Source organism: Achromobacter sp. GW823-FHT04E03, assembly GCF_058796095.1.
Window position 1 is genome coordinate 150846 of sequence record NZ_JBXAIJ010000004.1, and the last position, 24878, is coordinate 175723.

Consider the following 24878-nt stretch of genomic DNA (forward strand, 5'->3'; position numbering starts at 1 on the left):
AAGCTGCGCCGCGCCTTTACTCGGTAACGGCCTGCTTTGTCTTCGTGGTTCCGCCGTAGTCGGTGATGACCTCGTACTCGACCGAGACCCGGCCTGCGGGTTTGGCCGCGCGGGACGGCAATTCGAAGCGCGCCTTGTCGAATGGCGCGACCATGCCGCCATCGAGTGCGGTGCGCTTGTCGCCTGCGACCAGATCGACGCTGGCGAAGGAGACGTAATAAGGCGTCGGGTTCGTAACTTCCAGCGCGCGTCCGCGCAGCCTCCAGCTCAACAGCGCCGGCGCGGCTTGAACGTGAGGACGCAGCGCGGCTGGCCTGAAGAAAACCTTGATGCGCGACCGGAACTGGAAGATCAGCACATTGGCTTCGTTCGGATCGCGCGGCGGCGTTTCCAACACGTTGAGATAGAACAGGCTCTCGCGATCGGCGGGCAGCGGCTCGCGGGTGTATGAGATCCTCAGCACCGCGCCGCTGTCCGGGTCCACCCGCACGACCGCTGGCGCCAGGACGAAAGGCACGCGCATGTCCGCCGGCGACCTGTCTGCATTGCCGTCGTCCAGCCAGCTCTGCGCCAGCACGGGACCGGCGCCCGCGTTGCGGATGGCCAGCGTCGCGTCGCGGGAATCCGGCGAGATGACCAGGCGCGTGCTTTGCAGCACCAGTCCGGCCCGGACCGGTGTAGCCCAGGAACACAGGGTCATGGCGCAGACGGCAGCCAGGGATGAAACGATGCGCGCTATCGACGCCATGACCGGCCCGCGCTTAGTTGTAGGACAGCAGATACTTGATGCTCGACGCGCCGGAGCCTGCGCCCGCCGCGCCGCCGACCTCGACATACTTGGCGGCGTACTTCAGTTCCGCCGTCCCCGGATTGCCCGTGATCGTGGCGACCTGCGGCGTGGTTTCCGAACCGCCAATGGGAATGATGCCGGTGTTGCCGGTCGCGTTGTTGCGGATCTGGATCTCGACGTTGGGCGCGCGGTCGGCATCCAGCAGCGCCAGGTTGCCCGCTGGCGTGGCGTTGGTCGGGTCGAACATGATGCGGACCTTCCGGCCGTCGGTGCAGCCTGCTCCGCCCGCGAGATTCAGCTGGAACTCGGCTTCGACGGCATTGCCCAGGCCGACTTCCTCCGGCGTGGGCGTGCCCAGCTGCACGGTCTGCGTGTTGCCCAGGCCCGGGGTGTTGCCGTTGATGTCGCAACCGGGAGCGCGGATAACGCCCATGAAGTTGATGACGCCGTCAACCGCGTGGGCGGGCACCGGCGCGAGCACGGAGACCAGGGCTCCGGAGGCCAGGAGAGAGGCGACGAGACTGCGTTTCATGTTGTATTTCCTTTGAAGCTAGGCTTGCCCGCGGCGATCGAGACCGTCCCGGGCGCGGGTCGGACCGGGACGGTCCTTGCGCATCCGGAAGGCAGCGATCTTTTTGGGGATTCATGTAAGGCCCGACGCCGCGAATGCGGCGATATCCAGGCGGCTCGTACCCGTCGGTTGTGCGCTCGAATCTGCGCGGGCCGGCGAGTACGGATACTTTATGGCGCGGGGGCGGGAAATTTAGTCGGAAGACATCGATTTCCGCATCTGAGAAATACGAATTTGCGCAGGGTCGCGTTGATCGGGAGCCAACCGCCGCCATTGCAGCGTCGCGATTGGCGCCGTCGCTAGTTGGCGTTGTTCAGCGGATGGACGAAGGTGTAGCCCTGTCCATAGCTTGTGCGCAGCGGTAGCTCGATTCCCGCCATGCGCGCCCGTCGGCGTAGCCGCCCGACCACGCTGGAGACGATGGCGCGTTGCAGGTGGATGGGGCGGCTTGCCGCATCCGGCCACACTTCGCGGTGCAGATCCGCAATGCTGCAGTACTGGAAGTCATGCCCGCGCAGGCACGACAGCAGCGCAAATTCCTTGTTGCTCAACGCGATCTTGCCGGCGCTGTCAGGCGCGCGCAGCGTTTTCTCCGCTTCGATCAGGGCCCATTCCCGGACCGGCGTGACGCGGACTGTCGCGACTGTGCCGGTCAAGGCGCGCCGCTGCCGCGCCAGGGCGTCGGCGGCGGGGGTGGCTTCGCGCTGCAGGCGAGTACGCAATGCCGAGGACAGGCGTTCCAGGCTGCTCAGCGCCGCCAGCAGTTCGTCGATGCCCGCGTTCGAGGCCAGGCAGGCGTCGGCGCCGGCGCATATCAGTTCGGCCCGCGCATTGGAGGAATCGTTGGCGGTGATCATGACCACCAGTCCGGTGACGTAGGGGCCGCGCCGCGCGCCCAGCATGGCGGCCAGCCATTCGACGCTGCCGTGCATGACGACGTAGTGCAATCCGGGTTCGGCCAGCTGTTCCTGCAAGCGGAGCGCGGATTGGGTCAGGCACACCATCTGGGCGCGGTCGCCCAGCCCTTGGACTAGCGTCGCCGCTGGCTCTACGGCTTCGACGCAGACATGGACGGTGTGGTTGAATGCGGGCTTTTTCATGATCGATGGCCTGTGGTTCGTGGAAGCTGGGAAGATCATTTGTATTCAAGCGTGAAGGTGGCGGTGCCGTTCGCCGCGCCGGCCGTCACCTGGTTTGCGGTCTGGTAGTAGCGGACGTGGAACGGCACGTCATAGACGCCGTCCTTGGACATGCCGACCAAGGCGCTGTCGCCGTACTTGACCGGCTGACGGTCCTTGTCCAGGAGCTGGATGCCGACGCCGGTGGCGGAATTGGCGTCGGGGCTCAAGGCGATCACGCCGGGCGCGCCTGACGCGTGGGGTTTTGCGTCCATGCGCAGGTAGACAGCGTTCAGTTCGGGTTTGGCCTCGCGGCAGTTCAGCTTGATGTTGAAGCGTTGTTCGGCTGCTGTGCTGCCGACCGAGCTGAACAGGTTCTTCCAGACCTTTCCCAGCTGTACGGGCGGAGTGGGAGCGGCGGTGCACGACGGAGTGACAATGGCCGTGGTCCTGCCGGTGAGTATCACTTTCAGGGAGTCCCCTGGCGCGTCCTGCGCGTACAGCGTGGCGTAAGTCCCTTCCTCCAGGGCTCCGTTGCCGGTGTCGGAGCTGATCTTGAAGAGCTGGACGTGAATCCAGCCCTTGTTGCCGATAGTCGTCTCCGTGCCTGTGCCGGAGAGGGACCAGGTCGTCGGGAAATAGAAGGTTCCGACGTGATCGCCCGGTCGCATTCCGATGCGTATGCCGATACCGGGAATGTTGGTGCGATAGATGTGGGTATCGTCTACGACCGTACCTTTGTGCAGGGACGCTAGCGCCTTTCCCCCTCCATCCTTGCAGACGAGAAGCGCGTTGCCTTTGTGGCTGATGGGAAATCGTCTATCCGCGATCGGCACTACCCTGCTCGGTCCCTTTTCCGGCGGGACGACGATATTGCCCAAGGAGATGTTGATCACATTCCGGGCGATGCCTTCTCCCAGGGCGCACGCTGCCAGGCTTTGCGGCGCATATGCACCCAGCATCAACGCCATGCACGACAGTGCCAGCATGCCGGCAGCGCATCTTTTTTTCTTGATCCGAGAGTCTTTCATTTGTTTTTCATTCCTCAAGCTTGCAATCGCCAAGCCAGGCATCACAGGCACATGTAGGCGACTTCGCGTATGGGAGCGGGGCGGTCCTCTTGCGGCAGGGTGTAGGACACACCACAGCTGTCGGCTGCGCCGCGGCCCCAGACGATGCGCATCGTTCCGGACTGCTGCGCGCCGGTCACGAAGGCTTGGCCGTCCGGCCCGACGATGCCGATTTCCTGGCCAGCCTCGTTGTCGATGCGCGCGCCGAACGGCACCACGCTGTTGTCCTTGCGGGTCAGCGTAAGCATCAGGCGATAGCCAACCACCGTCTCAAATCCGGCACGTATCACCGCGCCGCGAGTGGGGACCAGATTCACCGCCGCGTTCTTGACTTCGACGGTGTCGCCCAGGTCTGCGGTGAGCATGGCCAGACGGTTGGAGCGGTACGGGCTCAGACTCGGCACGATGGCGTAGCCGCTGGCATCGGTGCTGACGCCCGGATGCGATTCAAAGCGCACGTTCTCCGCCGACGGAGCGTGCACCAGCGCCACGGTTTCACCCAGAGGCTGGCCGAACGTCACGCCGCCGGCATGGACGACGATGCCGCCTGACAGCCCCGCGTTGATCTGGTTGTAGTTGCGTCCCTGCGACGCGCCCAGGTCGAAGCGGCCGATCCTGGACAAGTAGTAGGCGTTGCCGGAGCTGTTGACGCCGTTCTGGTTGGAGGTCGCCGCAGTCAGGTTGTAGCTGAGCCGGTTGTCTTCGAACGCGGAGCCGGAAACGGTGGCCGCGTGGCTGGTCTCGCCATTGTTGCCGGTGGTCAGGGAGTAGTGGGCGCTGCTGCCCGAAGCGCCCAGCGGAATCGACATCGACAGCATGACCCGGCGGTCATTCGAACCGCTGCGGCCGGTGTTCATGTCGACGAAGACGTTGTAACTGACCTGTCTGTAGGAACCGGAGTATCCGACCTGGATCAGCCGCTCCTTTTGATTCGTCTGCCAGTACGACTGTTGGCGCGCCGAGGCGTAGACCGAACCCCAAGAGCCCAGCGACTGGCTTACCTCGAATCGCAGTTCGTTGCGGCGGCTGGGCATCTTGTAGCCCGGCTCGAAATCGTCGACGCCGGTCGCTTCCCGGAAGGTCCGGTAGCCGCTGGTGGAATAGCGATAGCCGGCGACGCGGAAGTTGGTGCCGATTTCGTCGAGGGATTTGGCATACAGGAAGCGCACGGACTGGCCCTGCGTTTTCAATCGCTCGGTGGAGGTGCGCGCGTGCGACAGGTCCAACGAAATCGCGCCGAAACTGCGCAGATTCTTGCCTACGCCCACGAGGGCGGATTGATAGATGCTGGCCGCGGTGATGCCGCCATACAACGAGAATTCCTGGCCCAGGCCGCGCGCGATCGTGCCTTGCACAAAGGTGGGTTCACGCTCGTCGGATCCGGAGGCGCTGCGATAGCGTCCGGCGGTGGCGCTGTAGCGCCAGGTGCCTTCGCGCAACAGCGTTGGCACGGAGGCATAGGCCTGCACGTAACGGGTCTGGCGGCCGTCCGACTCCGTAATGGTGACTTCCAGGTCGCCGCCGGAGGACGACGGGTACAGGTCGTCCAGCACGAACGCGCCGGGCGCGACATAGGCGTTGTAGACGATGTAGCCGTTCTGCCTGACAGTGACGAGCGCATTGGTCTGGGCGATGCCGCGTATGGTCGGCGCGTAGCCCTGCATGCTGTCCGGCAGCATGGAGTCGTCCGAAGAGACCTGCACGCCGCGGAATGGCACGCTATCGAAAAAGTTGCCCGGCGTGTTGCCGTCGCCAAGCAGCAATTGGCCGTTGATCGAGCGCAGGTCGCGCTGCAGATTGGTTTCCAGCGACTGCCATTCACCGCGACCGTTGGTGCCGCGGTTGTAGTTGGAGGCGTGGCGCAGGCGCCAGTCGCCGAAGTTCAAGCCGCCGCGCAATCCGGCGTAGGCCGCGTAGGGCGATTCGGCGCCGCGGTTGGAGGAGTTGCCTCCGCCCTGGCGCGACATATTGAGCTGATAGTCCAGCAGGGCCGAGGTGATGCCCTTGTCCCAGCGCGACGGGTCGACTGAATCTCGCGCCGCGCGCTTGAGCGCGGCCTGCGGAATGCTCAGATACAGCCGTTGCTTGCCGCCATCGAAATTCACGGCGGCGTCTTGCACCAGCGCGGGCAGGTCCACGCAGGCGCCGTCCGCGCCGGCGGATTCGGGCAGCGCGGCCATGTTGACGCCCCAGTTCTCCAATTGGCCGCGGGTCAGGCAGACCGAGGGCTGCTTGAGGCCCTCCTGGACTTCGACGATGATTCGGCTCGCGCCCATGGACTGATCGTTGACGAACACGTCGGCCAGGTACTCGCCCGGCAGCACGCTATTGCCGAAACTGAAGATGGACAAGTCTGCCTGCGGCTGGTCTCCGCCCGTGCCCAGGAACTCCTGATTGAAGACCGTGCCCGCCGGCTCGGCGGCCTGAGCGGAAAAGGAAGCCAGGCCCAGCAACAGCGATGCCAATGCCGCGAAAGGGGGCATGCGACCCTGCGATACGCCATTCATTGCATGAGCTCCGGGCATTAACGGCTTGCGGCAGGCGCGACGGGCTCGGCCTTGACGTGGACCGGAACTTGGGCGCTGGGTACGCGGACTCTTTCCTCGGGGGTCTCGGCGCCGTAGTCGTTGATGGTCGTGAACACGACGTCCACGTCCCTGGGCGCGGACAGCCCGGACAAGGGGTACTCCAGGGTGCCGCCGGGCGACACCATGCCGCCGTTGATCTCCTGCTGGCCGCCATTGACGTTCAGCGTGGCGAAGGTGACGTGATAGGCAGACGGATTTGCGATCTTGAGCACAGCGCCTCTGCCGCCGGCGGCGACCGCCCACTGCAACTGCTGACGCTGTTCGCCGGGTTTGCCCGCCAGGCCCGACGGCCGGTAGAACAGTTTGATGCGGGTGCGCACCGCGATCTGCAGTACGTTTTCGTCCTGGCTTTTTTCCGGGATTTCCTTGACGTTGAGCCAGAACACCGATTCGCGGTCGAGAGGCAGATTGCCGGCCAGGCGCAGTATGCGCAGCACGTTTTCCTGGCCTGGGTCCAGCCGCGACAGCGGCGGGCTTGCCACGAACGGCGCCTTGGCAGCGCCTTCGCCTGCATCGATCCAGGCCTGCACGACGTAAGGGGACACGCCAGTGTTCTTGACGGGAATGGAGGACTCGCGGTCCTTCTCGTTGAAAATGACGCGGGTGCCGCCGACCAGCACGCCGGCTGCCGCATTGGCGTGGGCCAGCGTGGCCGCCAGGGCGAAAATCATGAAGGGCCGCGCCTTGTGCACGAACCGTTGCGCGATGTCTTTCAGCATGGGGATCTCGATGTTGTGCTCGCAAGCCATCGGGTTCTCGTGGAACCGCCTGCTGCGAGTAGGCTTGCGGCCAGCCCCGCTTTTGAGGGGCTGGCGGTCCGGCAAAGCGGCGTTACTTGTAGTTCACCGTGAACTGCGCGGTGGCGTTGGCGGGGCCGACGGTGACGGTGTTGGCGGTCGACACATAAACGGCGCCGAACTTCAGATTGTTGGTGCCGGCGCGCAGCGTGTATTCGGGGGACTCCGCTCCCAGCTTGATTTTTTTCTGGGTGGAATCGCGCAGCTCGACGGCCACGCCGGTGGCGCTGCCCAGTTCGCCGATACCGATCGCCAGTGTGTCCGTGTTGATCGTGTCTGCGGTGCCGGTGAACGTCACGCTGGCGCCCTTGGCCGTGGCGCTGCAATTGGCCAGCTGGAGTTCGAATTGCGCGGGCGTCGAGTACTTGCCCACGGCGCCGTCCAGGGTGGTCCGGGACACTTTCCCAAGCGGGACGACCAGGTTGGTTGCCTGGGGCGAGACATCGCACGGGGCATCGACGATTTCGCCAATGAAGTTAATGCGGCCGTCCTCAGCCAGGGCGGTTTGGGAAACTGCGGCTGCCGTGGCGAGCAGGGCAAACTTGATAATGATGTTCTTGTTCATGGAAGTGAATATCCTGAGTCGATTAATAATCAAAAGCGCCGCCTGGGGATTACTGAAAGCAGAGGGCGACCGACTTGCGAAATGCTTTATTTCGGTTTTCAGGAATCAACTTCCGTGCGATTCAGTTGTTATCAAAATTCAATTCGAACAATTGATAAAAGGACGCAGCCGGATAATTCATTCGCCTGCTCCTCCGAATCCCGTATTCCGCATTTCGTCGGCAACTGAAAATTAATAGAATCGGAATTCTGAATTTGTAGGAATTCTCCCTTCTTGTTGTATGAAATTTCATATGAAAACGACAATTGGCGATTCTTTCCAATAATTGCCAACCTTGGCGAAATGAGGCGGTTTTATTGGTCCTATTTGGTATTTTTTGGGCCGTGATTTGGAAGCAACGTTACGCGGAATTTATGGGGCCGGCGACGCGTGCGGAGGGGTGGCGCGATGCCTTCTGCGATAAAATCGCCGTTGCGCAGCGCATATCAAATTCAGCCATAGGCACGACCATCGACAATCTCCAGATGAAGCCTGAAGTTTTTGCTAGCGCTATGCGACGCGGCAATGCCGTTCGAATCAGGATGGCAATTGGGGCGGCCGCGATTCTTGTTGTCGTGCTATGTGCGCTGAGCGCGCCGACCATCGCCGCCTCGCTGCAGCAACAGCTTGCATCTGCTGCGATCCTCTCCTGGGCCTTGAACGGCGTCTTGTTTCTGGCCGTGCTATGGGTCCTGCTGGCACTGAAAGGCACGGCGAATAAAAGCCACGATCTGCTGGCGCATTTGAGGCAAGCCGCGCGCTTGATCGCCGCGGCGCCTGTGGACATGGTTATTCGGGAAAAATCGCTGCGTCTGGTCGGGCTCAGCGATGGCATGCGGCGCTTTTCGGACATCGTCATCAGGAACGGATGGGCCAGGCCCGAGCACATCGATCTGGGATTCCTCTCCGGCGCAGAGAAGGATCAGATTCAGGTGCCGCCCGAAGTTGCCGTCATCGTGCGCGAGTTCCAGGCTGCGGTGGCTACCGGCGAACCGCGCTCTTATGACTACAGCCAGGAGCTGCCAGGAGCCGCCGGAATCCGGGCGGCAATCCAGGCCCAGATTTTTCCTCTGTTTGGCGCTGAAGATCAGGTCATAGGCGTTTTCGCCAAGGGCATGTACTTCCTGGGCCATAGCCAGTCGTTGGAGGATTCGGCAAGCGCACGTGGCCGGGCAGAACGCATCAATGACATGAAAACGCGGTTCCTGGCGGCGGTCAGCCGCGATGTGCGCAATCCCTTGAACGCCATGGCGGGCCTGTTGGAAATGGCGTCGCTTGACGCGGCGATGCCGCGGCAGTCGAAAGAAATGTTGGCGACCGTTCGCTTGTCTACGCGGTCCCTGCTCCAGTTGATTCCGTCCATCGTCGATACGCGCAGAATGGAGACCGGCGATCTGGCATGCGCGCGCGTATCCCATTCGCTGCGCAGGGTGGTAGCCGACGTGGTTGCGCTGTTCGCTCCCAGCGCCTACGAAAAGGGCATAAGCCTGACGCTGGAGGTGGCTCCCGGGGTCGCCGCCAGCCACATGGCGGACGCTCAGGGGTTGAATCAGTTGCTCAACAATTTCCTGTCCAACGCCATCCGATTCACGGAACGAGGCGGCGTCCGGATACATCTGGACGCCACCCCGGTGGAAGATGGCCGGCAATGGGTCTCGCTGTCGGTCATCGATACCGGCAGCGGCATTGATCCGCACATACAGCAGAAGCTGTCGGCCTCCCGCTACGAAGCCGGGCTGAGCGCCTCGCCCGATGGCGCCGGGCTGGGCTTGCACTACTGTCGGCAGATCGTGCATCGCGTTGGCGGAACCATCCGCATCTCCAGCGTCGTGGGCGAGGGTACGCACGTCCATGTCCGCGTGCCGCTGATGCTCGGATCCGGCGAGCGGCGCGACCCGTCGCAAGAGACCGTGCTCGGAATGGCTCAGCGACCCGCCACCGGGTTGCGGACGCTTGTGGTTGAAAGCCAGGCCGCCAACCGCCTGCTGTTGAAAAGCCAATTGGAATTCCTCGGCCATGCCGTCCAGACGGCGGAGGATGGCGCGCAGGGCTTGGCGCTTGCCAGAGCAGGCAGGTTCGACCTGGTGGTCTGCGATGGCATGATGCCGGACATGGACGGGGCAGAGTTCACCCGGGCGCTGCGTGCCGGCGCGGGCGAGTGCGCCACCGTTCCCGTGCTCGGATACACGGCCGACGCGCGCCGGGAAGACCATGAGGCGGGTTTGCAGGCTGGCATGAACGCGGCGCTGGTCAAGCCTGCGGATCTGCGCGCGCTGGAAGCCGCCGTCGCTTCCTGCCTGCCGGCGGCCTGCGTCGCGAGCGGACGTGCACGGGATGGAGCGCCATAGTGGTCCATCGCGAGGCAGACTCCATACTCACGCTTTCCGTATTCCTGAATCTGGCGCTGGCTGCGGCGCTGGTCTTGATGCTGGTCTGGCTCGCGGTGCGCATGCGCAGCGCCAGGTCGCCGCGCGGCGAACTGGCCCGGCTGGCGCGCCTGGCGGATACGCTACCCGCCGGGATTTTCATCCGCGATCTGGATTTGAATCTGGTGACGCGCAATGACGCGCTCAGGGAGTACGCCGCTACATGCCGCAGCGAGGGCTGGAGCCGCCCTCTGCATGTTCCGCTGGAGTCCCTGTCCGCGCCGGACTCGGGCAGCGAACCGCCGCCCAACCTGAACGAGATAATCGACGATTATCGTCAAGTGCTGGCCGGCGGTGAAACCCTGGTCCGCGAACATCCGTTCGAGCATGATCCTACGTGTGGGGTAGCCGCTTGGGCCGCGCCGTTGCGCGGAGAGGACGGCGCCATCATCGGGTTGATCGGGGGCAGCGCACGCTTTCGTGGCTTTCCCGACATGCTGCGGGATGTGTCGACAACTCGGCTCAATATGGAAAGGGCCAACCTGATGAAATCAACGTATCTTGCGTTCATCAGCCATGAACTCCGCACCCCCCTGAACGCGATTATCGGCATGCTTGAACTGATGCTGGCGCGCGGGGGACTCGTCAGCGAGACGTATGAAAGACTTGCCGTGTCGCGCCAGTCGGCGCAATCGCTGTTGTCCCTGATCAGCGGCCTGATCGACATATCCAAGCTGGAAACCGGTCACTTTCAACTGCGACGGCAGAACGTCGATCTGCGCGCGCTGGCGGCCGACACGCTGGCATCATTTCGGGGCGCTGCCCAAGAAAAAGGCCTGCAGTTGACCCTGGACATCGGCCGCGACATTGCCGAGCGTCATTTCTCGGATCCCGTTCGCCTGAAGCAACTGCTGGATAAGCTGTTGTCCAATGCGGTCCGCTTCACGGGCCATGGCCGTATCGATGTCGCGCTGACCGCCGGGGCCGCCACGGAAGAGGTGCAGTGGATCACGCTGTGCGTCGCGGACACCGGCCCCGGGATTGCCGAGGATATCCAGGCCAGACTGGCTGCCCCGCACTTTGAACACGTGGTCGGGGAGCAAGGCGTCACCATCGGACTGGGGCTGTCCATATGCAACGAACTGACGCGCTTGATGGGGGGCTCCATGGAAATTTTCAGTACTGCCGGGCAGGGCGCCAGAATATCGGTGCGCTTGCCTTTGGCGCTGCCGCCTTCGGAAAATGCCGCCGTGGCAGCGGCTCCTGCGCCAACGGTGGCCGACGCCGGCGGCCTGCGCATACTCGTCATCGACGACCATGAGGCCAACCGGCTGCTGCTCAAGCATCAGTTGCGGATGTTGAAGCATTCCGCGCAATTCGCGCAGAACGGCGCGGCGGGTCTGGCCTTGGCCGAACGGATGGCGTTTGATCTGATCATCTGCGATTGCGTCATGCCCGTCATGGACGGCAATGCATTTACTGCTGCCTTGAGAGCCGGCGGCGGCGTGAATGCGGCCACGCCCGTGCTGGGCTATACCGCAAGCGAACTTGAACTCGATCTGGCGTCCGGCGCGCGAGCCAGCATGAACGCCGTGCTGATCAAGCCGGTAGACCTGCAGACGCTGCAGTCGTTCATCCTCGCGCATGCCAGGCGGCCGCTGGCCAGCGTGCCCAAGATCCACTGAAGGGAGGCAGCATGTCGACTGTCTTGATTGTTGATGACCATCCCGCGTTTCGGTTGGTTCTGAGAACGCAGATTGCGCTTTTGCCCAGCGCCAGCCGGATACTGGAGGCGGACAACGGGGTCGATACGCTGGCGCTGGCCCGCAGCGAGCGCCCTGATCTCATCGTGCTGGACCTGGACATGCCGAAAATGGGCGGCCTGGAAGCCATATCCAGAATCCTTGCCATCAATCCGGACTTGCGGATACTGGTGGTGTCGGCGCATGATCCGTCGGTCTTCGCGTCGCGCGTGGCCGAACTCGGCGCCTGCGGCTACGCCAGCAAGCGGCTGGAGATCAAGGAACTGATCCGTTGCATCGAGTCCGTGCTGGCTGGCTACCGCGTGTTTCCGAATTCGGCCAAGACGGCAGGCCAGGTGGATGTGGCGGACGCCTACCAGAAGAAACTTGAACTGCTGTCCAACAAGGAAATGGTCGTCACGCAGATGCTGGCCCAAGGATTGAGCAATAAGGAAATCGGTGACGCGCTATTCATCAGCAATAAGACGGTCAGCACGCACAAGACCAGGATAATGACCAAATTGCAGATCGGTTCCCTGGTTGAATTAGTCGATTTCGCCAGAAAATCGAAAATATCGATGTGAATTTCTCATAGGGCATATTTCCGCGTGCAGAACCCAGCGGCTTCGGCCATGCATCCCGAGCAGGAAAACTCGCAGATCCAGGCGGTGGCGGTGCTGCGCGATGAACTGCTTTCCAAGGTAGGCAACGACCTGGACATTGCCGCCGAACTGGCGCATAGCCTGCACGTCAACCACAGGAAGGACGTTGATGCCTTGCTGCTGGCGATCGAACAGGAGCAGTGGGCGGAGGTCAAGCGGTATGCGCACCGGATTCTGAACACCGCGCAATTGCTGGGCTGCAGCGCCTTGGTTGAACTTTGCCTGCGCGTTGAGGCGATGCTCGGCAGGAAGGATGGCCAGGCGCGTGAGGAACTGTTGGCCGACTATGTCCCGGTCGTCAAAAATTTGAGTGCAGTCCTGGAGCGAGTGAACCGCACATTCTGAATCCTCCTACATTTTTCGCTCTCGAAGCGCCGTAGAGTGGCTGTATGTGAATTTCCTTCCCCAGTCCACCAGGAACGATGTATGAAACGCGCTGCAGCGCAATGCCAGCAACTTGGCGACCACGAAGTCATGTCGATGGCATGGCGAGGCGATGGCTTGAGCGTTGCCCTACAGCCGCAATTCAACCTGATGAACGGCGAAATGGTCGCCGCGGAATGTCTGGCTCGTTGGAAGCATCCGACCATGGGCGATATCGGACCCGCCGATTTCGTTCCCGCCGTCCATCGACTGGGCCTGGACCTGCTTTTTTTTGAGCAGATCTGCCGCCTGGCGGTCGCCGCAGCGCAGGCGCTGCAGGAAGAGGGAATCGACGTGCCGTTGGCGATCAACGCCTCGGCCTCAACCTTGTCGAGCCATGATGCGGTCGACGTCCTGGCGCGTCACGCCGCCGCGGCGAACATTCCGTTGACGCGCTTCCGGATCGAGCTGACAGAAGACCAGCCCATCACTCGCCTCGAGATGCTGCGGAAGTCCTTGAAGAAATTTGCGAAGGCCGGTTGCCAGGTCAGCATGGACGATTTTGGAACGGGCTATGCCTCGCTGCAGCTCTTGAACGCGCTGCCCATCGCCGAACTGAAGATAGACGGACGCTTCGTGCGCCGCATCCGCCGCGACCGGAAAGCGCGGGAAATCACGCGCCTGTCGGTGTTGCTGGGGGAGCGGCTCGGCCTGCGCGTGATCGCCGAAGGCATCGAAAGCGCGCCGGACATCGCTCTGCTCCAGTCCATGGGATGCAGCCACGGGCAGGGCTATGTGCTGTCGCCGCCCGTCGTGTTGTCCGAGTTCATCGAGAGCCGGAAGCGGTAGCCTCACCTGACGCGAAATTCCTGTGAAAATACCAACTTCCAGGGATATGCGGTTTCGCGCGGCTGAGACATAGTTCAGGCTGGGCAATTCCGCCCGCTCTCATCCGATGACCGCCCACATGCTTGCTTCCGAGTCGACCCTGCCTGCCCCGGTGCTGCTGGTGGAGGACGAACCCCTGATCTGCCGCCGGCTGGAAGGCCTGCTGCTGCAGCTTGGCTATGCGCCGGAGGCGCTGGTGTTTGCCGCCACGCTGGCGCAGGCGCGCGAGCAACTCGCCAGCCAGCCGTTTGCGCTGGCTCTGGTCGATCTGGGCCTGCCCGACGGCAACGGCACCGATTTGATCGCCGAGATGCACGCGGAGGATTCCAGCCTGGCGATCCTCGTGATTTCGGCATGGAGCACGGAAGACGCGATTCTTGCCGCGCTGCGCGCGGGCGCCACGGGCTATGTGCTCAAGGAACGAGACGACCTGGAGGTGTCCCTGTCCATCCGCAGCGTGCTGCGGGGCGGGGCGCCTATCGATCCCTTCGTGGCCCGACGCATCATCGAAGAACTGCGCCCCAGGCGGGCCGAACGCGCCGACGAGGCTGCGGGCGATTCCGTCGAAACCCTGAGTCCGCGCGAAAGCCAGATCCTGCGGTTGGTGTCCGAGGGACTGGGCAACCGCGAGATCGCCGAGGAACTGCATCTGTCGCGCTACACCGTCGAATGCCACGTCAAGCACATCTACCGCAAGCTCGCGGTCTCCTCGCGCACGCGTGCCATACACGCGGCGCGCACGCGCGGCTTGCTCGATTGAAGTGGCTGGCCGTCCTGTGGTTGGCGCTATGGCTGGCGCCGGCGTGGGCCCAGGAGCCCGCTGACGCCTGTACGGCGCAGGTGCTGTCGGTACAGGTTGCCAAGGGCGGCGACGATGGCAGGCGTCCGGAGCCGGCGCAATGGCAGGCGGTCGAACTGCCCGACGACTGGAGCGCGCGTTGGCCGGGCTACAGCGGTACCGCCTGGTACCGGATCGGCTGGACGCGCAATTGCGCCGGCACGGCGTCCGGGCAGATGGCCTTGGCGCTGGAATCCATCGTCATGGCGGGTGAGGTCTATATCAATGACGAACGGATCTGGAGCGATCCGCACCTGACAGAGCCGCTGTCGCGCAGCTGGAATGTGCCGCGTTACTGGGTGATTCCCGACGCCCTGCTGCATCCGGGCGAGAACACCTTGTGGATCCGCGTGGTCGGCGTGGCGGGGCAGACGCCCGGCCTGGGGCCGGTGCGTCTGGGCGGACAGTGGACGGTGTTGCAGCAGTACGAAGACCTGTGGTGGCGCAACCGCACGTTGTTCACGCTCAACCTGATCGTCTCGGGCGTCCTGGGCGGCCTGTGCTTCTTCATCTGGCTCATGCGGCGCGAACAGCGCGCCTTTGGCTGGTACGCGCTGATGGCCCTGTTCTGGGTGCTGTTCATTGCCAACGTGCTGGTGACCAGTCCCTGGCCGTTCCCCGACAGCCTGACGGCGGCTCGGGCCAACATCATGGTGCTGGTGCTGTACGTGGCCTGCTTCTGCGTCTTTACATGGCGCTTTGGCGACCAGTCCTTGCCGCGCATCGAGAAGGCGCTATGGCTGCTGGCGGCCGTGCTGCTGGCGGCGATGGCCTTCGTGCCGCAGGGGTATCTACCGCAAGTGCAGCTGAGCGTGGTGCTGATCGTGTCGGCGATCTTCTTCGCCAATTGCCTGCAATTTCCGTTTCACGCGCTGCGCACCCGCCGGCCAGAGCACGCCATGCTGGCGGCATGCCTGCTGGCCTTCTTCGCTGCCTGCGCGCACGATCTGCTGCTGATGCTGAGGCTTATCGACGGCGAGGCCACCTACACGCCTTTCACCAGCGTGGTGGTCACGCTATGCATGTCCGCAGTGCTGGGGCTGCGCCATGCACGCAGCGTGCGCCGCATCGAGCGCTTCAACCAGGAGCTGGCCAGCGGCATCGCGCAGGCGCGCACCGAACTCGCCACCACGCTGGAGCGCGAGCATGCGCTGGCGCTGACGAATGCCCGGCTGCAGGACCGGTTGCAGATCGCGCACGATCTGCACGACGGGCTGGGAGGCTCCCTGGTCCGCATGATGGCCGTGGTGGAGCAGGCCAGCGCGCCGCTGCACAGCCAGCAGTTTCTTTCCATGCTCAAGCTGTTGCGCGATGATCTGCGGCAGACCATAGACAGCGGTTCCAGCGCGGGCGTTACGGTGCCGGCCACGCCGCGGGAATGGATAGCGCCGTTGCGCCACCGTTTCATGCAGCTGTTCGACGAGCTGGACATCAGCGCCACCTGGCGGGTGCCCGAGCTATGGCGCACGCCGCCCAGCGCCCTGCAGTGCATGGCGCTGACGCGGCTGGTTGAGGAATCGCTGGTGAACGTGCTCAAGCACAGCCGCGCCCGGCGCGTGGAACTGGAACTGCGGCAGTCCGAATCCGACCGTCTGGAGCTGCGCATCGAGGATGACGGCGTCGGTTTCGACGTGGCCGCGGTGCTGCGCGCGGGCATCAGCGTGGGCATGCGCAGCATGCACGCCCGCATCGCCCGGGTAGGGGGCGAGCTGGACGTTGCGTCGCAGCCGGGGCGCACTGCGCTGACCGCCACGCTGGGGCTGCGCACGCCTCAGGCTTGAAGGCCTGCTATTTGGCGGTGTTCTCGTCGTCCACCGTCAGTCCGCCGCTTTTCATGATGCTCTGGGCGATCTCCTCGGCGGACTTTCCGGCAAAACCGTGTTCCCCCGCGGTAATGCGGAAGCTGTCGCCTTCCAGCGGGCTTTGTAGCGTGGCGGAAGACAACAGCACGCCGCCCGACCGCAGCTGGATGCGTTTGCCCACGCGGTCGCGGGTGAAGTCGGCAAGGGCCTGGCGGCTTTCGGGCTTGAGTTCGACGTCTACCGTCCTGGCGGAGGTTTGCGGGTCGGCGCCGGCGGTGGCGCGCGCCACCTGCAGCACGACGGTTTCTGCGTAGGCCGCGCCGGGCAGCAACAGCGCAAGCGCGGCCGCGCGGGCGAGTTGTCTCATTGATGGCATGGCAAGCTCCTTCTGATGGACATCCTGGCCTGGTCCCTTCGCAGGGCCCGGGCGGGTTCCTACATCCTAGCGCATGTCTCGCTGGCGATCGTCTGCGCAAATCGGACAAGCACGAGCGCGCAATGGGCGCTATGCTTCGCGGCGCGAAGTTCAGCGCGGCAACCGCCGTGCGATCCATACGAAGAGAGTCGAAACATGTCCAACGTTACCGCCGGCGCCACGCCGCTTGCCGAGCTCTACCAACATGTGATCCAGGAAGAGCTGGGTCTGGTCGCCCGGATCGACGAAGAGGGCGATGTCCTGTTCCGCCATCCCGAACTGGGCACCCTGTATTTCAGCCTGAGCGCCGACGATCCCGAATTCCTGCGCCTGGTCTATCCGTCCTTCGCCGATGCGACCGATCTGGGCATGGGGCGCGCCGAGCTGCTGGAGATCATCAATACGGTCAACAACCGTTGCAAGGCGGTGAAGCTGTACATCACGCAGAGCAGCGGCGATGTGGTCACGAACCGCGTTTCGGCGGCGATCGAGAGCTTTGTGGCTGCACCCGACGCGCTGCCCTCGGAGGCCTTGCTGCGCGGCATAGTCGCGCGTTGCCTGTCGGCGATCCGCCACAGCGCCGCCGAGACGCTGCGGGAAGCCGGCGTGCTGAAGCCGGCAGACGAAAGCGCGCATTGATACGGCGGCCCGATCCCGGCCTGGGCCGGGTCTAACGAAGGAGAGTCTCATGGCAGTGCGTGGAGTCTGGCTTGCGGCCGGTTTGTTGTTGAGCGGTATCGCTCACGCGGGATCGGCGCCGGCAGAATTGAGCTGCGTATCCGAAAGCGGCAAGGTCGCGCTGGAAGGCGCGATCCCCTCGTCCTCATCGGACGAAATGAAGCTGAAGCTGAGCTATGCGGACGGCAGCCTGGCGTTCGACTCGGACGCGAACCAGAGCTATGTCGTGGCGGACTTTCCGCAGGCCGTGTTCACGCTGGTGGTGGCGGCCCAAGGGCAGCCGCTCACGCTGTACGCGATACCGTCCAGCATGGCGGTCAAGCGGGAAAGCAATGGCGACGCCGCTGGCAAATTCCAGGCCAAGCTGACGGCTCCACGGCCCCGCAGCGTGTCGGGGGTGCAGGCCGATACTCCGCTGAAAGCTACCCTCAACTGCGACTACCGGTACTCGCTGTAAGGTTGGACGGTAGCTGACCGGCAGCTTGCCCAGCCCCTTTCTCCAGATGACTGGACATCTGGAGAAAGGGGCTTTTTCATGTCTGAAGCCTGAGGATAGGCGCCGATATGCACCTGCTGTGAGCAGATCGATACGCATGGATTGTTGTTATTGCGCTGCATTCTGGCCTTGTGAACCGGTCAAATTTCACAAAATTGACATTTGTCTGAATAAATCCTGACTATTTGTTGAACGTAAAAATAAGAATGAATATCATTGGCGCTCTTAAAAAACCAAGATCGCGCTGATAGCGCAGCCGCCGCGGGGCGGCTTCTGACAGAGTCCAATGAACAAAGCAGATACATCGACGGCCCATGCCAAGGCCGGTGGGAATACTTCGGCCTCCATTTATGCAGCGATGTGCGGGGCGCTGATGTCGCCGGGCCTGGCCCTGGCGCAGGGCAGCGTGGCGCCAGGCGCCGTACACGAACTGTCGCCGGTGCACGTGCAGGGGCAGGCGGTCAGCGATGGCTACGAAGCCAACATCGCGTCCTCTCCGAAGATGACGGCGCCTCTGCTGGACACGCCGCGTTCGGTCACCGTGATCACTGAACAGCTGATGCGCGACCGCGCGGCGACCTCGCTCATGGATGTGTTGCGCACCGCCCCGGGCATCACCTTTGGCGCGGGCGAGGGCGGCACGCCCACCGGCGACCGCCCATTCGTGCGCGGCTACGAGGCCAGCACCGACATGATGGTTGACGGCATGCGCGACCTGGGCCGTTTCTCGCACGAGACCTTCAACCTGGAGTCGGTCGAGATCCTGAAGGGCCCCAGCTCCGCCTATTCCGGCCGCGGTTCGACCGGCGGCAGCATCAACCTGGTCAGCAAGAGCCCCAAGCTGGAGAATTTCGCCGAAGGCACGGTCGGCGTGGGCACCGACGACAACTGGCGCCTGACCGGCGACGGCAACTGGGCGCTGGGCGAGAGCTCGGCATTCCGCCTGAATTTCATGAAACAGGGTGGGGACATCCCGGGCCGCGACCATGTCGAAACCGATCGCTGGGGCGTGGCGCCCTCATTCTCCTGGGGCCTGGGCACGCCGACGCAGGTCACGCTCAGCTACTACCATCTGCAGAACGACGACACGCCCGACCTGGGCATTCCGTTCAAGAACGAGTCGCGCCCGGATCGCGTCACGCCGCCCAAGGTGGACCGCAACAACTACTACGGCCTGATCGGCCGCGACTATCGCAAGAACCAGGCCGACATGACCACCCTGATGGTCGAGCACAAGTTCAGCGACAAGCTGAAGCTGCGCAACGGTACGCGCTATAGCGAGTCCACCAACGAATACGTGATGACCCGACCGTCCTTCGACAATTGCGCGGCGCGTGTGGGTGGCAGGCCCAACCCCGCCTATGGCGTGGCGCCCTGCTCGAACGAAGCGGACGGCGTGAAGATGAGCAAGGCCCTGCGCAGCCTGAACCAGACCAACCGCTCCTTCATCAACCAGACCGACATGTTCGGTGAATTCACCGCCGGCGGCCTGCCTCACAGCTATGTGGCCGGCCTGGAGTTCAGCACCGAGACGATCAGCAAGCGCGACGGCGTGCCCTCGGGCGGCTTCGACAAGACCCTGCAGGACGACCTGTACAACCCCAATCCCCGCCAGCCGTATACCGGCAGCCTGAGCTGGGGGCCGCGCTACGACGCTGCCAAGACCATCACGCGCGCGGCCTACGTGTTCGACACGGTCAAGTTCAGCGAGCAATGGGAAGCCAACGCCGGCCTGCGCTACGACAATTACCGCGTGACCAGCGGCAACGTCGAGCGTACCGACAATATGTGGAACTACCAGCTGGGCCTGGTCTACAAGCCCGCGCCCAATGGCAGCATCTACGTGTCCTACGGCACCTCGTCCAACCCGTCCGGCGAAACGGCAGGCCAGTCAGGCGGCGCCGACGGCGCGGCAGGCGGCCGCCTGACCGCGGGCACCGCGGCGCTGGCGCCTGAAAAGAGCCGCAGCATCGAACTGGGCACCAAGTGGGACGTGTTCGACGAGCGCCTGTCGCTGACGGCAGCGGTGTTCGAAACCCGCAAGACCGATGCCCGCAGCTCCGATCCCATCACCGGCGACGTGACGCTGTCCGGCAGCAACCGCGTGCGCGGCATCGAGCTGGGCGTGGCGGGATCCATCACGCCCAAGTGGCAGGTCTGGGGCGGCTACAGCTACATGGACCCCAAGGTCACCAGCTACCAGAGCGGCGGCACCGACTACAGCGGCAATCAGATGAAATTCATCGCCCGCCAGAGCGCCAGCCTGTGGACGACCTACAAGTTCCTGCCGGAGCTGACGGTGGGCGCGGGTGCCACCTACACCGGCAAGCGTTACGTGGACGACGCCAACGTCTATCAGTTGCCGTCCTACTGGCGCTACGACGCGATGGCGGCTTATCAGTTCAACAAGAACTTCGGCCTGCAGCTGAACCTGAACAACCTGACCGACGAGACCATCTACGAGGCTTCGCACGTGGGGCTGTTCAGCTATGTGGCGCCGGGCCGCTCGGCGATGCTGACCGCCACGTTCCGCTATAACTGACGCGCAATACGCCAGCGCCGCAGCCGCGGCGCTGGCGTCGCGTATTCCGGCTTAGTCGATGCGCGCGCCGGAGATCTTGACGGCCTCGGCCCACTTGGCGATTTCCTGCTGCACGAAAGCCTGGAACTGCTCGGGCGTGGAAGGCGTGAATTCGCTGCCGGAGGCGGCGAGCTTTTCCTTGGTCTTGGGATCGGCCATGACTTCGCGCATGTCCGCCGATATCTTCTCCACCAGAGGCTTGGGCGTGCCCTTGGGGGCGAAAAAGCCCGACCAGGGCGGAGCGGCGTAGCCGGGGAAGCCCTGTTCGGCCACCGTGGGGTAGTCGGGCGCGCTGGCGAAGCGCCCCGCCGTGGTCAGCGCCACGATCTTCAGCTTGCCGCTCTTGGCATAGGCTTGCACGGCGGGCAGGCCGGTGACGCCCACCTGGATCTGGCCGCCCAGCAGGTCGGTCACCATCGGCGCGCTGCCGCGGTAGGGAATGTGGGCAATCTCGAACTTGCCCTGGTTCTTGATCAGCTCCATGCCCAGGTGCGATGCCGTGCCGTTGCCGTCCGATCCGTACGAGTAGTGCGCGTCGGGCTTCTTCAGCAGGGCGATGAGTTCCTGCAGGTTGTTGGCCGGCACATCGTTGTTGACGATGATGGCATTGGGATACAGCGTGGCCTGCGTGATGGCCTCGAAGTCCTTGACCGGGTCATAGCGCATGTTCTTGTAGAGCGAGGTATTGATGCCGTGCGAACCCGTCACGCCCAGCACCAGGGTGTAGCCGTCGGGCGCCGCGCGCGCTACATATTCCGAGCCGACGTTGCCGCCTGCGCCGGGCTTGTTTTCCACGACCACCGGTTGTCCCCATTTCTTGGACAGGCCTTCGGCCACCAGGCGCGCGGTGATGTCAGTGGCGCCGCCGGCCGGGAAGGGTACGACGATGGTGACCGCGCGGTTGGGGAAGTTGTCCGTACCCTGCGCGAAGACTGGGGCGGCAGCCAGGCCAATGGCGCCGGCAAGCAGCGCCAGCATGCTGCGGCGGAGGGCAGGGCGCGCCGGGCGTCCGTGCGTTGCGGAGGTGTTGGTGTGCTTCATGGTTCTAGCCCCTTGCTGTGTGATGTAAGTCTTGTGTGAAGTCGATGGTGGCGGCTGGAGCTATAGCGCGGTGTAGCCGCCGTCCGCGCGTATGTCCGTACCCGTGATGAATGAGGCGGCGTCGCTGATCAGGAAAACTGCTGTCTGTGCGATCTCCTCGGCTGTGCCGAGGCGTCCGGCTGGATATTTGGCCGCCAACGCGGCGCCGGCGGCCCGCGCGCTGCCATAGCGCGCGACCAGCCTGCTGGTCAGGACCGCGCCCGGCGACAGGCTCAAGGCGCGGATGCCGTCGGCCGCGTGATCCACGGCAATGGCGCGTGCCAGCGCGATCAGACCGGCCTTGCTGGCGCCATACGCACCACGGCCCGGCGCGGCCACGCTGCCCAGCTGCGAGGCGATGTTCAACACCACGCCGCTGCCGGCCCGCGCCATGTGGGGGATGGCGCATCTGCTCATCAGCCACGCGCCCGTCAGGTTCACGTCCAGCGCCTGGCGCCATTGCTCCAGCGTAAGGTCCGCGATCTTGTTGCCCGCCGTGACGGTGGCCGCGTTGTTCACCAGGACGTGGATCGCACCCCAGTGCGCAGCCGTTCTTTCCACGGCTTCGCGCGTACTTTGCGCGTCGCTCACGTCGCAGGCGATCGCCAGCATCTGGGTATCAGGTCCAGCGAGGGCCTGGCGGGTTTGCGCGAGCAGTTCCGCATCGCGGTCCAGCAAGGCCACGCGGGCGCCGGCAAGCAGGCATTGCGCCGCGATCGCCTGGCCCAATCCGCCGGCTGCGCCGGTCAGGATCACGACCTTGCCATGCAGCGCGGGTGCGTTCGTCTGTGTCATAGCGGCATCGCTCCCAGCGAGGCGCCGCCGCAGACGTAGAGCGTCTGTCCGGTGATGGCGCCTGCCTGCGCGCCCAGGAAGAAGGCAATGGCCGCGGCGACTTCGCCCGCGTCGATCAGGCGGCCCAGCGGCAGTTCAACCTGCGGCGGAGCGCCGCGCCTGGGATCGCGCAGCATGGGCGTGTCGACCGCGCCGGGCGCGACGACGTTGACGGTGATGCCGCGCGCGATGAGTTCGGCGGCCAGACTGCGCGCCAGGCCAATCTGGGCGGATTTGGTCGCCGCATAGGCCAGGCGTTGCGCGCGGCCCAGCACGGCGCGGCTGGACACCAGCACGATGCGGCCGCGGCCGTCAGGCAGTTGCGGCGCCAGCGCACGGACCAGTGCCATCGGCGCGGCGCCGTGCAATTGCCAAAGCCAGTCCGCGTCTTCCGGGCGCGTGTCCAGCGCGCCGCCGGTGCGCACTGCGCCCGCGCAATGCGCCAGCGCTGTCGGGGCGCAGCCGTCCAGCAGCGCGCATAGACCGCGCAAGGCGGCGGCGTCGGTCAGGTCGCACACCAGATGGCGATACTGTCCATGGCCTTTGATGGCCGCCGGCGCGATGTCCACGCCGGTCACCTGCCAGCCGGACGCCAGCAGCAGCTCGGCCAGCGCCAGGCCGATGCCCGACGACGCGCCCGCCAGGACGCAATGCGCCTGCGCATTCCGCTCAGTCATGGCGAAGCGCTCAGTCGGCCAGCGTCGTCAGGCGCTTTTCCATGGCGCGCATCTGCTCGTAGCCCATCAATTGCATGATGTCTTCGATGCCCACCAGCAGGTCGGGACGGTCGGCGGGCTCGCCGCTGGCGATCACGCCCTGCATGACTTGCAACGCCTGGCGCATGCCGTAAATCGCAGCGGCAGGCAGCATGCGCGGCAGGCTGATGCGCTTGACGCCGATTTCCTTCAGGCGCGGCAGCGGAATCAGCGGCGTGGTGGGACGGTTGCGGATGCCGAATCCCATGTTGATGCTGACCGGAATGCCGGCGGCGTCCACCAGGCGCTTGATGTCGTCCTCGGTGCGCACGGCGTCGGGGAACAGCATGTCGGCGCCCGCCTTGGCGTAGGCGCGGGCGCGCTTGACCGCGCCTTCGATGCCTTCGATCGCGAGGGAGTCGGTGCGGGCGATGATGACGAAGTCATCGTCGCGTCGCGCCAGGCAGGCGGCTTCGATCTTCTTGACCATTTCCGCTTCGCTCACCACGTCCTTGCCGGGCATGTGGCCGCAGCGCTTGGGGCTGACCTGGTCTTCGAGGTTGATGCCGGCGACGCCGGCTTCCTCGAACATCTGTACCGTGTGGTAGACGTTCACCGGGTTGCCGTAGCCGGTGTCGGCGTCAGCCGTGAGGGGAATGGAGACGGACCGCGCCAGATGACGGCAGTGGGTGACGTTTTCCGACAGGCCCATCACGCCGATGTCCGCGATGCCCAGCAGGGCGTTCGACACTGCCGCACCGCTGGTGCAGGCGGTCTTGAAGCCCGCGGCCTCGACCAGGCGGATGCTGTATCCATCGTACACGCCAGGGGAGACGATGAAAGGTTCGTTCTTCAGCAATTGCCGGAACTGGTGGCGCGGGTTGTTCATGTCGTACTGCTCCAGAGAGTGTCAGGCAGCGGAGACGGGGTGCCCGGCGATGCCGGACGCCCCTTCCGCCAGATGTTCAAAAAGGTGTTGCGCCGCGCGTTCGATGTGCGAGCGCATGAGCGATTCCGCCAGCTCGGCGTCGCGCGCGCGGATCGCGCGCAGGATCTGCCAGTGTTCGGCGTAGGCGTCGTCCTTGCGCTCCAGCACGGTGCCGGAGTGCCGGCGGTAGACGCGCAGCAGGTGATAGAGGTCGCCGCAAAGGGCGTTGATGATGCGGTTGTTGCCGCTGGCCCGCACGATGCGCTCATGGAAGTCGAAGACCCGCGGCGCGGGGGCGCCGCCATTGGCCGCTTCCAGGCGCCGCTGGCGGTCCTGTTCAAGCTCGGCCAGCAGTTGCGTGATTTCCTCGTCGCTCATGCGGCGAGTGGCCAGATTGCAGGCCACGCCTTCCAGTGCCATGCGCATCTGGAACAGTTCCAGCGCGGATTCCGCCGACAACGTCACCACGCGCGCCTTGATGTAGGGCTCGCGCGTGATCAGCTGGATCCCTTGCAGGCGGCGCACGGCCTCACGCACCGGACCGCGGCTAACGCCGAATTCCTGCGCCAGCGCGACTTCATTGATGACGCTGCCCGGGGCCAACCGGCCTTGGTAGATCGCGTCCAGCACCTGGTCGAACACCACGTCGGCCAGCGGGCCGGAGGCGTCTTCCTTGATGGCGATGGAGGTCGTGGCGGTGTTCATAGTGTTGACAGCCTATCAAAGGAATTTAAAAAGTGTCAACTCTTTTGGAGTTGACAGGATCGTGGCGGGGATACCGGATTACAGGCGTCGCCATTGATGTTTCGCCCATTTTACAGAGACTTTTCGGGGTTATCCCTAGCTCTAGGGGGGTGGTTCTTGTATCTACACTTTCGATGACGCTATGCAAAACTGTATTTGACGCATCCATCGTCGGTTCAGAGACGACCTATAGTGTTGACACTATTATTTCGTAAGCCGTAAGATGGG

23 protein-coding genes are annotated in these 24878 nt (G+C 64.1%); 10 read left to right on the forward strand and 13 right to left on the reverse strand.

Features of this window, described 5'->3' with window-relative positions; translation table 11 throughout:
* Nucleotides 1–16: 16 nt before the first annotated feature.
* From AC1RHV_RS25820 to AC1RHV_RS25850, 7 genes are all read right to left on the reverse strand, one after another.
* A complete protein-coding gene (locus tag AC1RHV_RS25820) occupies nucleotides 17–748 on the reverse strand; it encodes a fimbrial biogenesis chaperone (protein ID WP_313387544.1) in 732 nt (243 codons plus the stop codon).
* Nucleotides 749–761: 13 nt separating this feature from the next.
* On the reverse strand, nucleotides 762–1322 hold the full coding sequence (locus tag AC1RHV_RS25825; RefSeq protein ID WP_054457690.1) for a fimbrial protein: 561 nt from the start codon (nucleotides 1320–1322) through the stop codon (nucleotides 762–764).
* Between the two features lie 338 nt (nucleotides 1323–1660).
* On the reverse strand, nucleotides 1661–2461 hold the full coding sequence (locus AC1RHV_RS25830) for a winged helix-turn-helix domain-containing protein (protein WP_119450217.1): 801 nt from the start codon (nucleotides 2459–2461) through the stop codon (nucleotides 1661–1663).
* Between the two features lie 35 nt (nucleotides 2462–2496).
* A complete protein-coding gene (locus tag AC1RHV_RS25835; protein ID WP_181953350.1) occupies nucleotides 2497–3510 on the reverse strand; it encodes a fimbrial protein in 1014 nt (337 codons plus the stop codon).
* Nucleotides 3511–3551: 41 nt separating this feature from the next.
* The gene (locus AC1RHV_RS25840) at nucleotides 3552–6056 is read right to left on the reverse strand and encodes a fimbria/pilus outer membrane usher protein (RefSeq protein WP_175213056.1); all 2505 of its coding nucleotides are present in this window, start codon (nucleotides 6054–6056) and stop codon (nucleotides 3552–3554) included.
* Between the two features lie 17 nt (nucleotides 6057–6073).
* On the reverse strand, nucleotides 6074–6886 hold the full coding sequence (locus AC1RHV_RS25845) for a fimbrial biogenesis chaperone (RefSeq protein ID WP_119450220.1): 813 nt from the start codon (nucleotides 6884–6886) through the stop codon (nucleotides 6074–6076).
* Nucleotides 6887–6968: 82 nt separating this feature from the next.
* Nucleotides 6969–7499, reverse strand: a complete 531-nt coding sequence (locus tag AC1RHV_RS25850) for a fimbrial protein (RefSeq protein ID WP_054457685.1) — start codon at nucleotides 7497–7499, stop codon at nucleotides 6969–6971.
* Between the two features lie 305 nt (nucleotides 7500–7804).
* On the opposite strand from AC1RHV_RS25850, the gene AC1RHV_RS25855 reads away from it, so the two are divergent.
* The 7 genes from AC1RHV_RS25855 to AC1RHV_RS25885 all read left to right on the forward strand — a co-directional run bounded on the left by AC1RHV_RS25855 (nucleotide 7805) and on the right by AC1RHV_RS25885 (nucleotide 16178).
* Nucleotides 7805–9886 carry a hybrid sensor histidine kinase/response regulator gene (locus AC1RHV_RS25855; RefSeq protein ID WP_492302240.1) on the forward strand — a complete coding sequence of 694 codons (2082 nt, stop codon included), beginning with the start codon at nucleotides 7805–7807 and terminating at the stop codon, nucleotides 9884–9886.
* Nucleotides 9887–10089: 203 nt separating this feature from the next.
* Nucleotides 10090–11589 carry an ATP-binding response regulator gene (locus tag AC1RHV_RS25860; RefSeq protein ID WP_492302241.1) on the forward strand — a complete coding sequence of 500 codons (1500 nt, stop codon included), beginning with the start codon at nucleotides 10090–10092 and terminating at the stop codon, nucleotides 11587–11589.
* A gap of 11 nt (nucleotides 11590–11600) precedes the next feature.
* On the forward strand, nucleotides 11601–12230 hold the full coding sequence (locus tag AC1RHV_RS25865; RefSeq protein WP_054457682.1) for a response regulator transcription factor: 630 nt from the start codon (nucleotides 11601–11603) through the stop codon (nucleotides 12228–12230).
* Between the two features lie 48 nt (nucleotides 12231–12278).
* Nucleotides 12279–12653, forward strand: a complete 375-nt coding sequence (locus tag AC1RHV_RS25870) for an Hpt domain-containing protein (protein WP_054457681.1) — start codon at nucleotides 12279–12281, stop codon at nucleotides 12651–12653.
* Between the two features lie 81 nt (nucleotides 12654–12734).
* The gene (locus AC1RHV_RS25875) at nucleotides 12735–13520 is read left to right on the forward strand and encodes an EAL domain-containing protein (protein ID WP_054457680.1); all 786 of its coding nucleotides are present in this window, start codon (nucleotides 12735–12737) and stop codon (nucleotides 13518–13520) included.
* A 106-nt stretch (nucleotides 13521–13626) separates the two neighbouring features.
* Nucleotides 13627–14319, forward strand: a complete 693-nt coding sequence (locus AC1RHV_RS25880) for a LuxR C-terminal-related transcriptional regulator (RefSeq protein ID WP_054457679.1) — start codon at nucleotides 13627–13629, stop codon at nucleotides 14317–14319.
* Nucleotides 14316–16178, forward strand: a complete 1863-nt coding sequence (locus AC1RHV_RS25885; RefSeq protein ID WP_492302242.1) for a sensor histidine kinase — start codon at nucleotides 14316–14318, stop codon at nucleotides 16176–16178. The genes AC1RHV_RS25880 and AC1RHV_RS25885 overlap by 4 nt, the downstream gene beginning before the upstream one ends.
* A gap of 7 nt (nucleotides 16179–16185) precedes the next feature.
* Here AC1RHV_RS25885 and AC1RHV_RS25890 read toward each other — a convergent pair whose 3' ends face one another.
* A complete protein-coding gene (locus AC1RHV_RS25890) occupies nucleotides 16186–16575 on the reverse strand; it encodes a SecDF P1 head subdomain-containing protein (RefSeq protein ID WP_054457677.1) in 390 nt (129 codons plus the stop codon).
* 195 nt (nucleotides 16576–16770) lie between these two features.
* Between AC1RHV_RS25890 and AC1RHV_RS25895 the strand changes: the two genes are divergently transcribed.
* The 3 genes from AC1RHV_RS25895 to AC1RHV_RS25905 all read left to right on the forward strand — a co-directional run bounded on the left by AC1RHV_RS25895 (nucleotide 16771) and on the right by AC1RHV_RS25905 (nucleotide 20330).
* Nucleotides 16771–17253 carry a hypothetical protein gene (locus AC1RHV_RS25895; protein ID WP_054457676.1) on the forward strand — a complete coding sequence of 161 codons (483 nt, stop codon included), beginning with the start codon at nucleotides 16771–16773 and terminating at the stop codon, nucleotides 17251–17253.
* 49 nt (nucleotides 17254–17302) lie between these two features.
* Nucleotides 17303–17749 carry a hypothetical protein gene (locus AC1RHV_RS25900; protein ID WP_054457675.1) on the forward strand — a complete coding sequence of 149 codons (447 nt, stop codon included), beginning with the start codon at nucleotides 17303–17305 and terminating at the stop codon, nucleotides 17747–17749.
* Between the two features lie 325 nt (nucleotides 17750–18074).
* Complete coding sequence (locus AC1RHV_RS25905) at nucleotides 18075–20330, forward strand: TonB-dependent receptor (protein WP_492302243.1); 2256 nt, start codon at nucleotides 18075–18077, stop codon at nucleotides 20328–20330.
* Between the two features lie 51 nt (nucleotides 20331–20381).
* On the opposite strand, the gene AC1RHV_RS25910 is transcribed toward AC1RHV_RS25905, so the two are convergent.
* From AC1RHV_RS25910 to AC1RHV_RS25930, 5 genes are read right to left on the reverse strand one after another with little or no spacing between them, the layout of a single operon-like run.
* Nucleotides 20382–21410 carry a Bug family tripartite tricarboxylate transporter substrate binding protein gene (locus AC1RHV_RS25910; protein ID WP_054457673.1) on the reverse strand — a complete coding sequence of 343 codons (1029 nt, stop codon included), beginning with the start codon at nucleotides 21408–21410 and terminating at the stop codon, nucleotides 20382–20384.
* Between the two features lie 60 nt (nucleotides 21411–21470).
* On the reverse strand, nucleotides 21471–22244 hold the full coding sequence (locus AC1RHV_RS25915) for an SDR family NAD(P)-dependent oxidoreductase (RefSeq protein WP_492302244.1): 774 nt from the start codon (nucleotides 22242–22244) through the stop codon (nucleotides 21471–21473).
* Nucleotides 22241–22960, reverse strand: a complete 720-nt coding sequence (locus AC1RHV_RS25920) for an SDR family NAD(P)-dependent oxidoreductase (RefSeq protein ID WP_492302245.1) — start codon at nucleotides 22958–22960, stop codon at nucleotides 22241–22243. Before AC1RHV_RS25920 ends, AC1RHV_RS25915 begins: the two co-directional genes overlap by 4 nt.
* A gap of 10 nt (nucleotides 22961–22970) precedes the next feature.
* Nucleotides 22971–23867 (reverse strand): isocitrate lyase/PEP mutase family protein, encoded by an 897-nt coding sequence (locus AC1RHV_RS25925; RefSeq protein WP_054457671.1) that lies wholly within the window; start codon nucleotides 23865–23867, stop codon nucleotides 22971–22973.
* A 21-nt stretch (nucleotides 23868–23888) separates the two neighbouring features.
* Nucleotides 23889–24611 carry a GntR family transcriptional regulator gene (locus tag AC1RHV_RS25930; protein WP_054457670.1) on the reverse strand — a complete coding sequence of 241 codons (723 nt, stop codon included), beginning with the start codon at nucleotides 24609–24611 and terminating at the stop codon, nucleotides 23889–23891.
* Nucleotides 24612–24878: the final 267 nt, after the last annotated feature.

What these genes read in the sequence shown, in the direction of transcription:
- AC1RHV_RS25840 (WP_175213056.1), bottom strand. Translation starts at nt 6,056, where the DNA reads ATGAATGGCGTATCGCAGGGTCGCATGCCCCCTTTCGCGGCATTGGCA.
- AC1RHV_RS25865 (WP_054457682.1), top strand. Translation starts at nt 11,601, where the DNA reads ATGTCGACTGTCTTGATTGTTGATGACCATCCCGCGTTTCGGTTGGTT.
- AC1RHV_RS25825 (WP_054457690.1), bottom strand. Translation starts at nt 1,322, where the DNA reads ATGAAACGCAGTCTCGTCGCCTCTCTCCTGGCCTCCGGAGCCCTGGTC.
- AC1RHV_RS25925 (WP_054457671.1), bottom strand. Translation starts at nt 23,867, where the DNA reads ATGAACAACCCGCGCCACCAGTTCCGGCAATTGCTGAAGAACGAACCT.
- AC1RHV_RS25900 (WP_054457675.1), top strand. Translation starts at nt 17,303, where the DNA reads ATGGCAGTGCGTGGAGTCTGGCTTGCGGCCGGTTTGTTGTTGAGCGGT.
- AC1RHV_RS25850 (WP_054457685.1), bottom strand. Translation starts at nt 7,499, where the DNA reads ATGAACAAGAACATCATTATCAAGTTTGCCCTGCTCGCCACGGCAGCC.
- AC1RHV_RS25875 (WP_054457680.1), top strand. Translation starts at nt 12,735, where the DNA reads ATGAAACGCGCTGCAGCGCAATGCCAGCAACTTGGCGACCACGAAGTC.
- AC1RHV_RS25835 (WP_181953350.1), bottom strand. Translation starts at nt 3,510, where the DNA reads ATGAAAGACTCTCGGATCAAGAAAAAAAGATGCGCTGCCGGCATGCTG.
- AC1RHV_RS25890 (WP_054457677.1), bottom strand. Translation starts at nt 16,575, where the DNA reads ATGCCATCAATGAGACAACTCGCCCGCGCGGCCGCGCTTGCGCTGTTG.
- AC1RHV_RS25920 (WP_492302245.1), bottom strand. Translation starts at nt 22,960, where the DNA reads ATGACTGAGCGGAATGCGCAGGCGCATTGCGTCCTGGCGGGCGCGTCG.
- AC1RHV_RS25845 (WP_119450220.1), bottom strand. Translation starts at nt 6,886, where the DNA reads ATGGCTTGCGAGCACAACATCGAGATCCCCATGCTGAAAGACATCGCG.
- AC1RHV_RS25910 (WP_054457673.1), bottom strand. Translation starts at nt 21,410, where the DNA reads ATGAAGCACACCAACACCTCCGCAACGCACGGACGCCCGGCGCGCCCT.
- AC1RHV_RS25930 (WP_054457670.1), bottom strand. Translation starts at nt 24,611, where the DNA reads ATGAACACCGCCACGACCTCCATCGCCATCAAGGAAGACGCCTCCGGC.
- AC1RHV_RS25820 (WP_313387544.1), bottom strand. Translation starts at nt 748, where the DNA reads ATGGCGTCGATAGCGCGCATCGTTTCATCCCTGGCTGCCGTCTGCGCC.
- AC1RHV_RS25830 (WP_119450217.1), bottom strand. Translation starts at nt 2,461, where the DNA reads ATGAAAAAGCCCGCATTCAACCACACCGTCCATGTCTGCGTCGAAGCC.
- AC1RHV_RS25880 (WP_054457679.1), top strand. Translation starts at nt 13,627, where the DNA reads ATGACCGCCCACATGCTTGCTTCCGAGTCGACCCTGCCTGCCCCGGTG.
- AC1RHV_RS25915 (WP_492302244.1), bottom strand. Translation starts at nt 22,244, where the DNA reads ATGACACAGACGAACGCACCCGCGCTGCATGGCAAGGTCGTGATCCTG.
- AC1RHV_RS25905 (WP_492302243.1), top strand. Translation starts at nt 18,075, where the DNA reads ATGAACAAAGCAGATACATCGACGGCCCATGCCAAGGCCGGTGGGAAT.
- AC1RHV_RS25870 (WP_054457681.1), top strand. Translation starts at nt 12,279, where the DNA reads ATGCATCCCGAGCAGGAAAACTCGCAGATCCAGGCGGTGGCGGTGCTG.
- AC1RHV_RS25895 (WP_054457676.1), top strand. Translation starts at nt 16,771, where the DNA reads ATGTCCAACGTTACCGCCGGCGCCACGCCGCTTGCCGAGCTCTACCAA.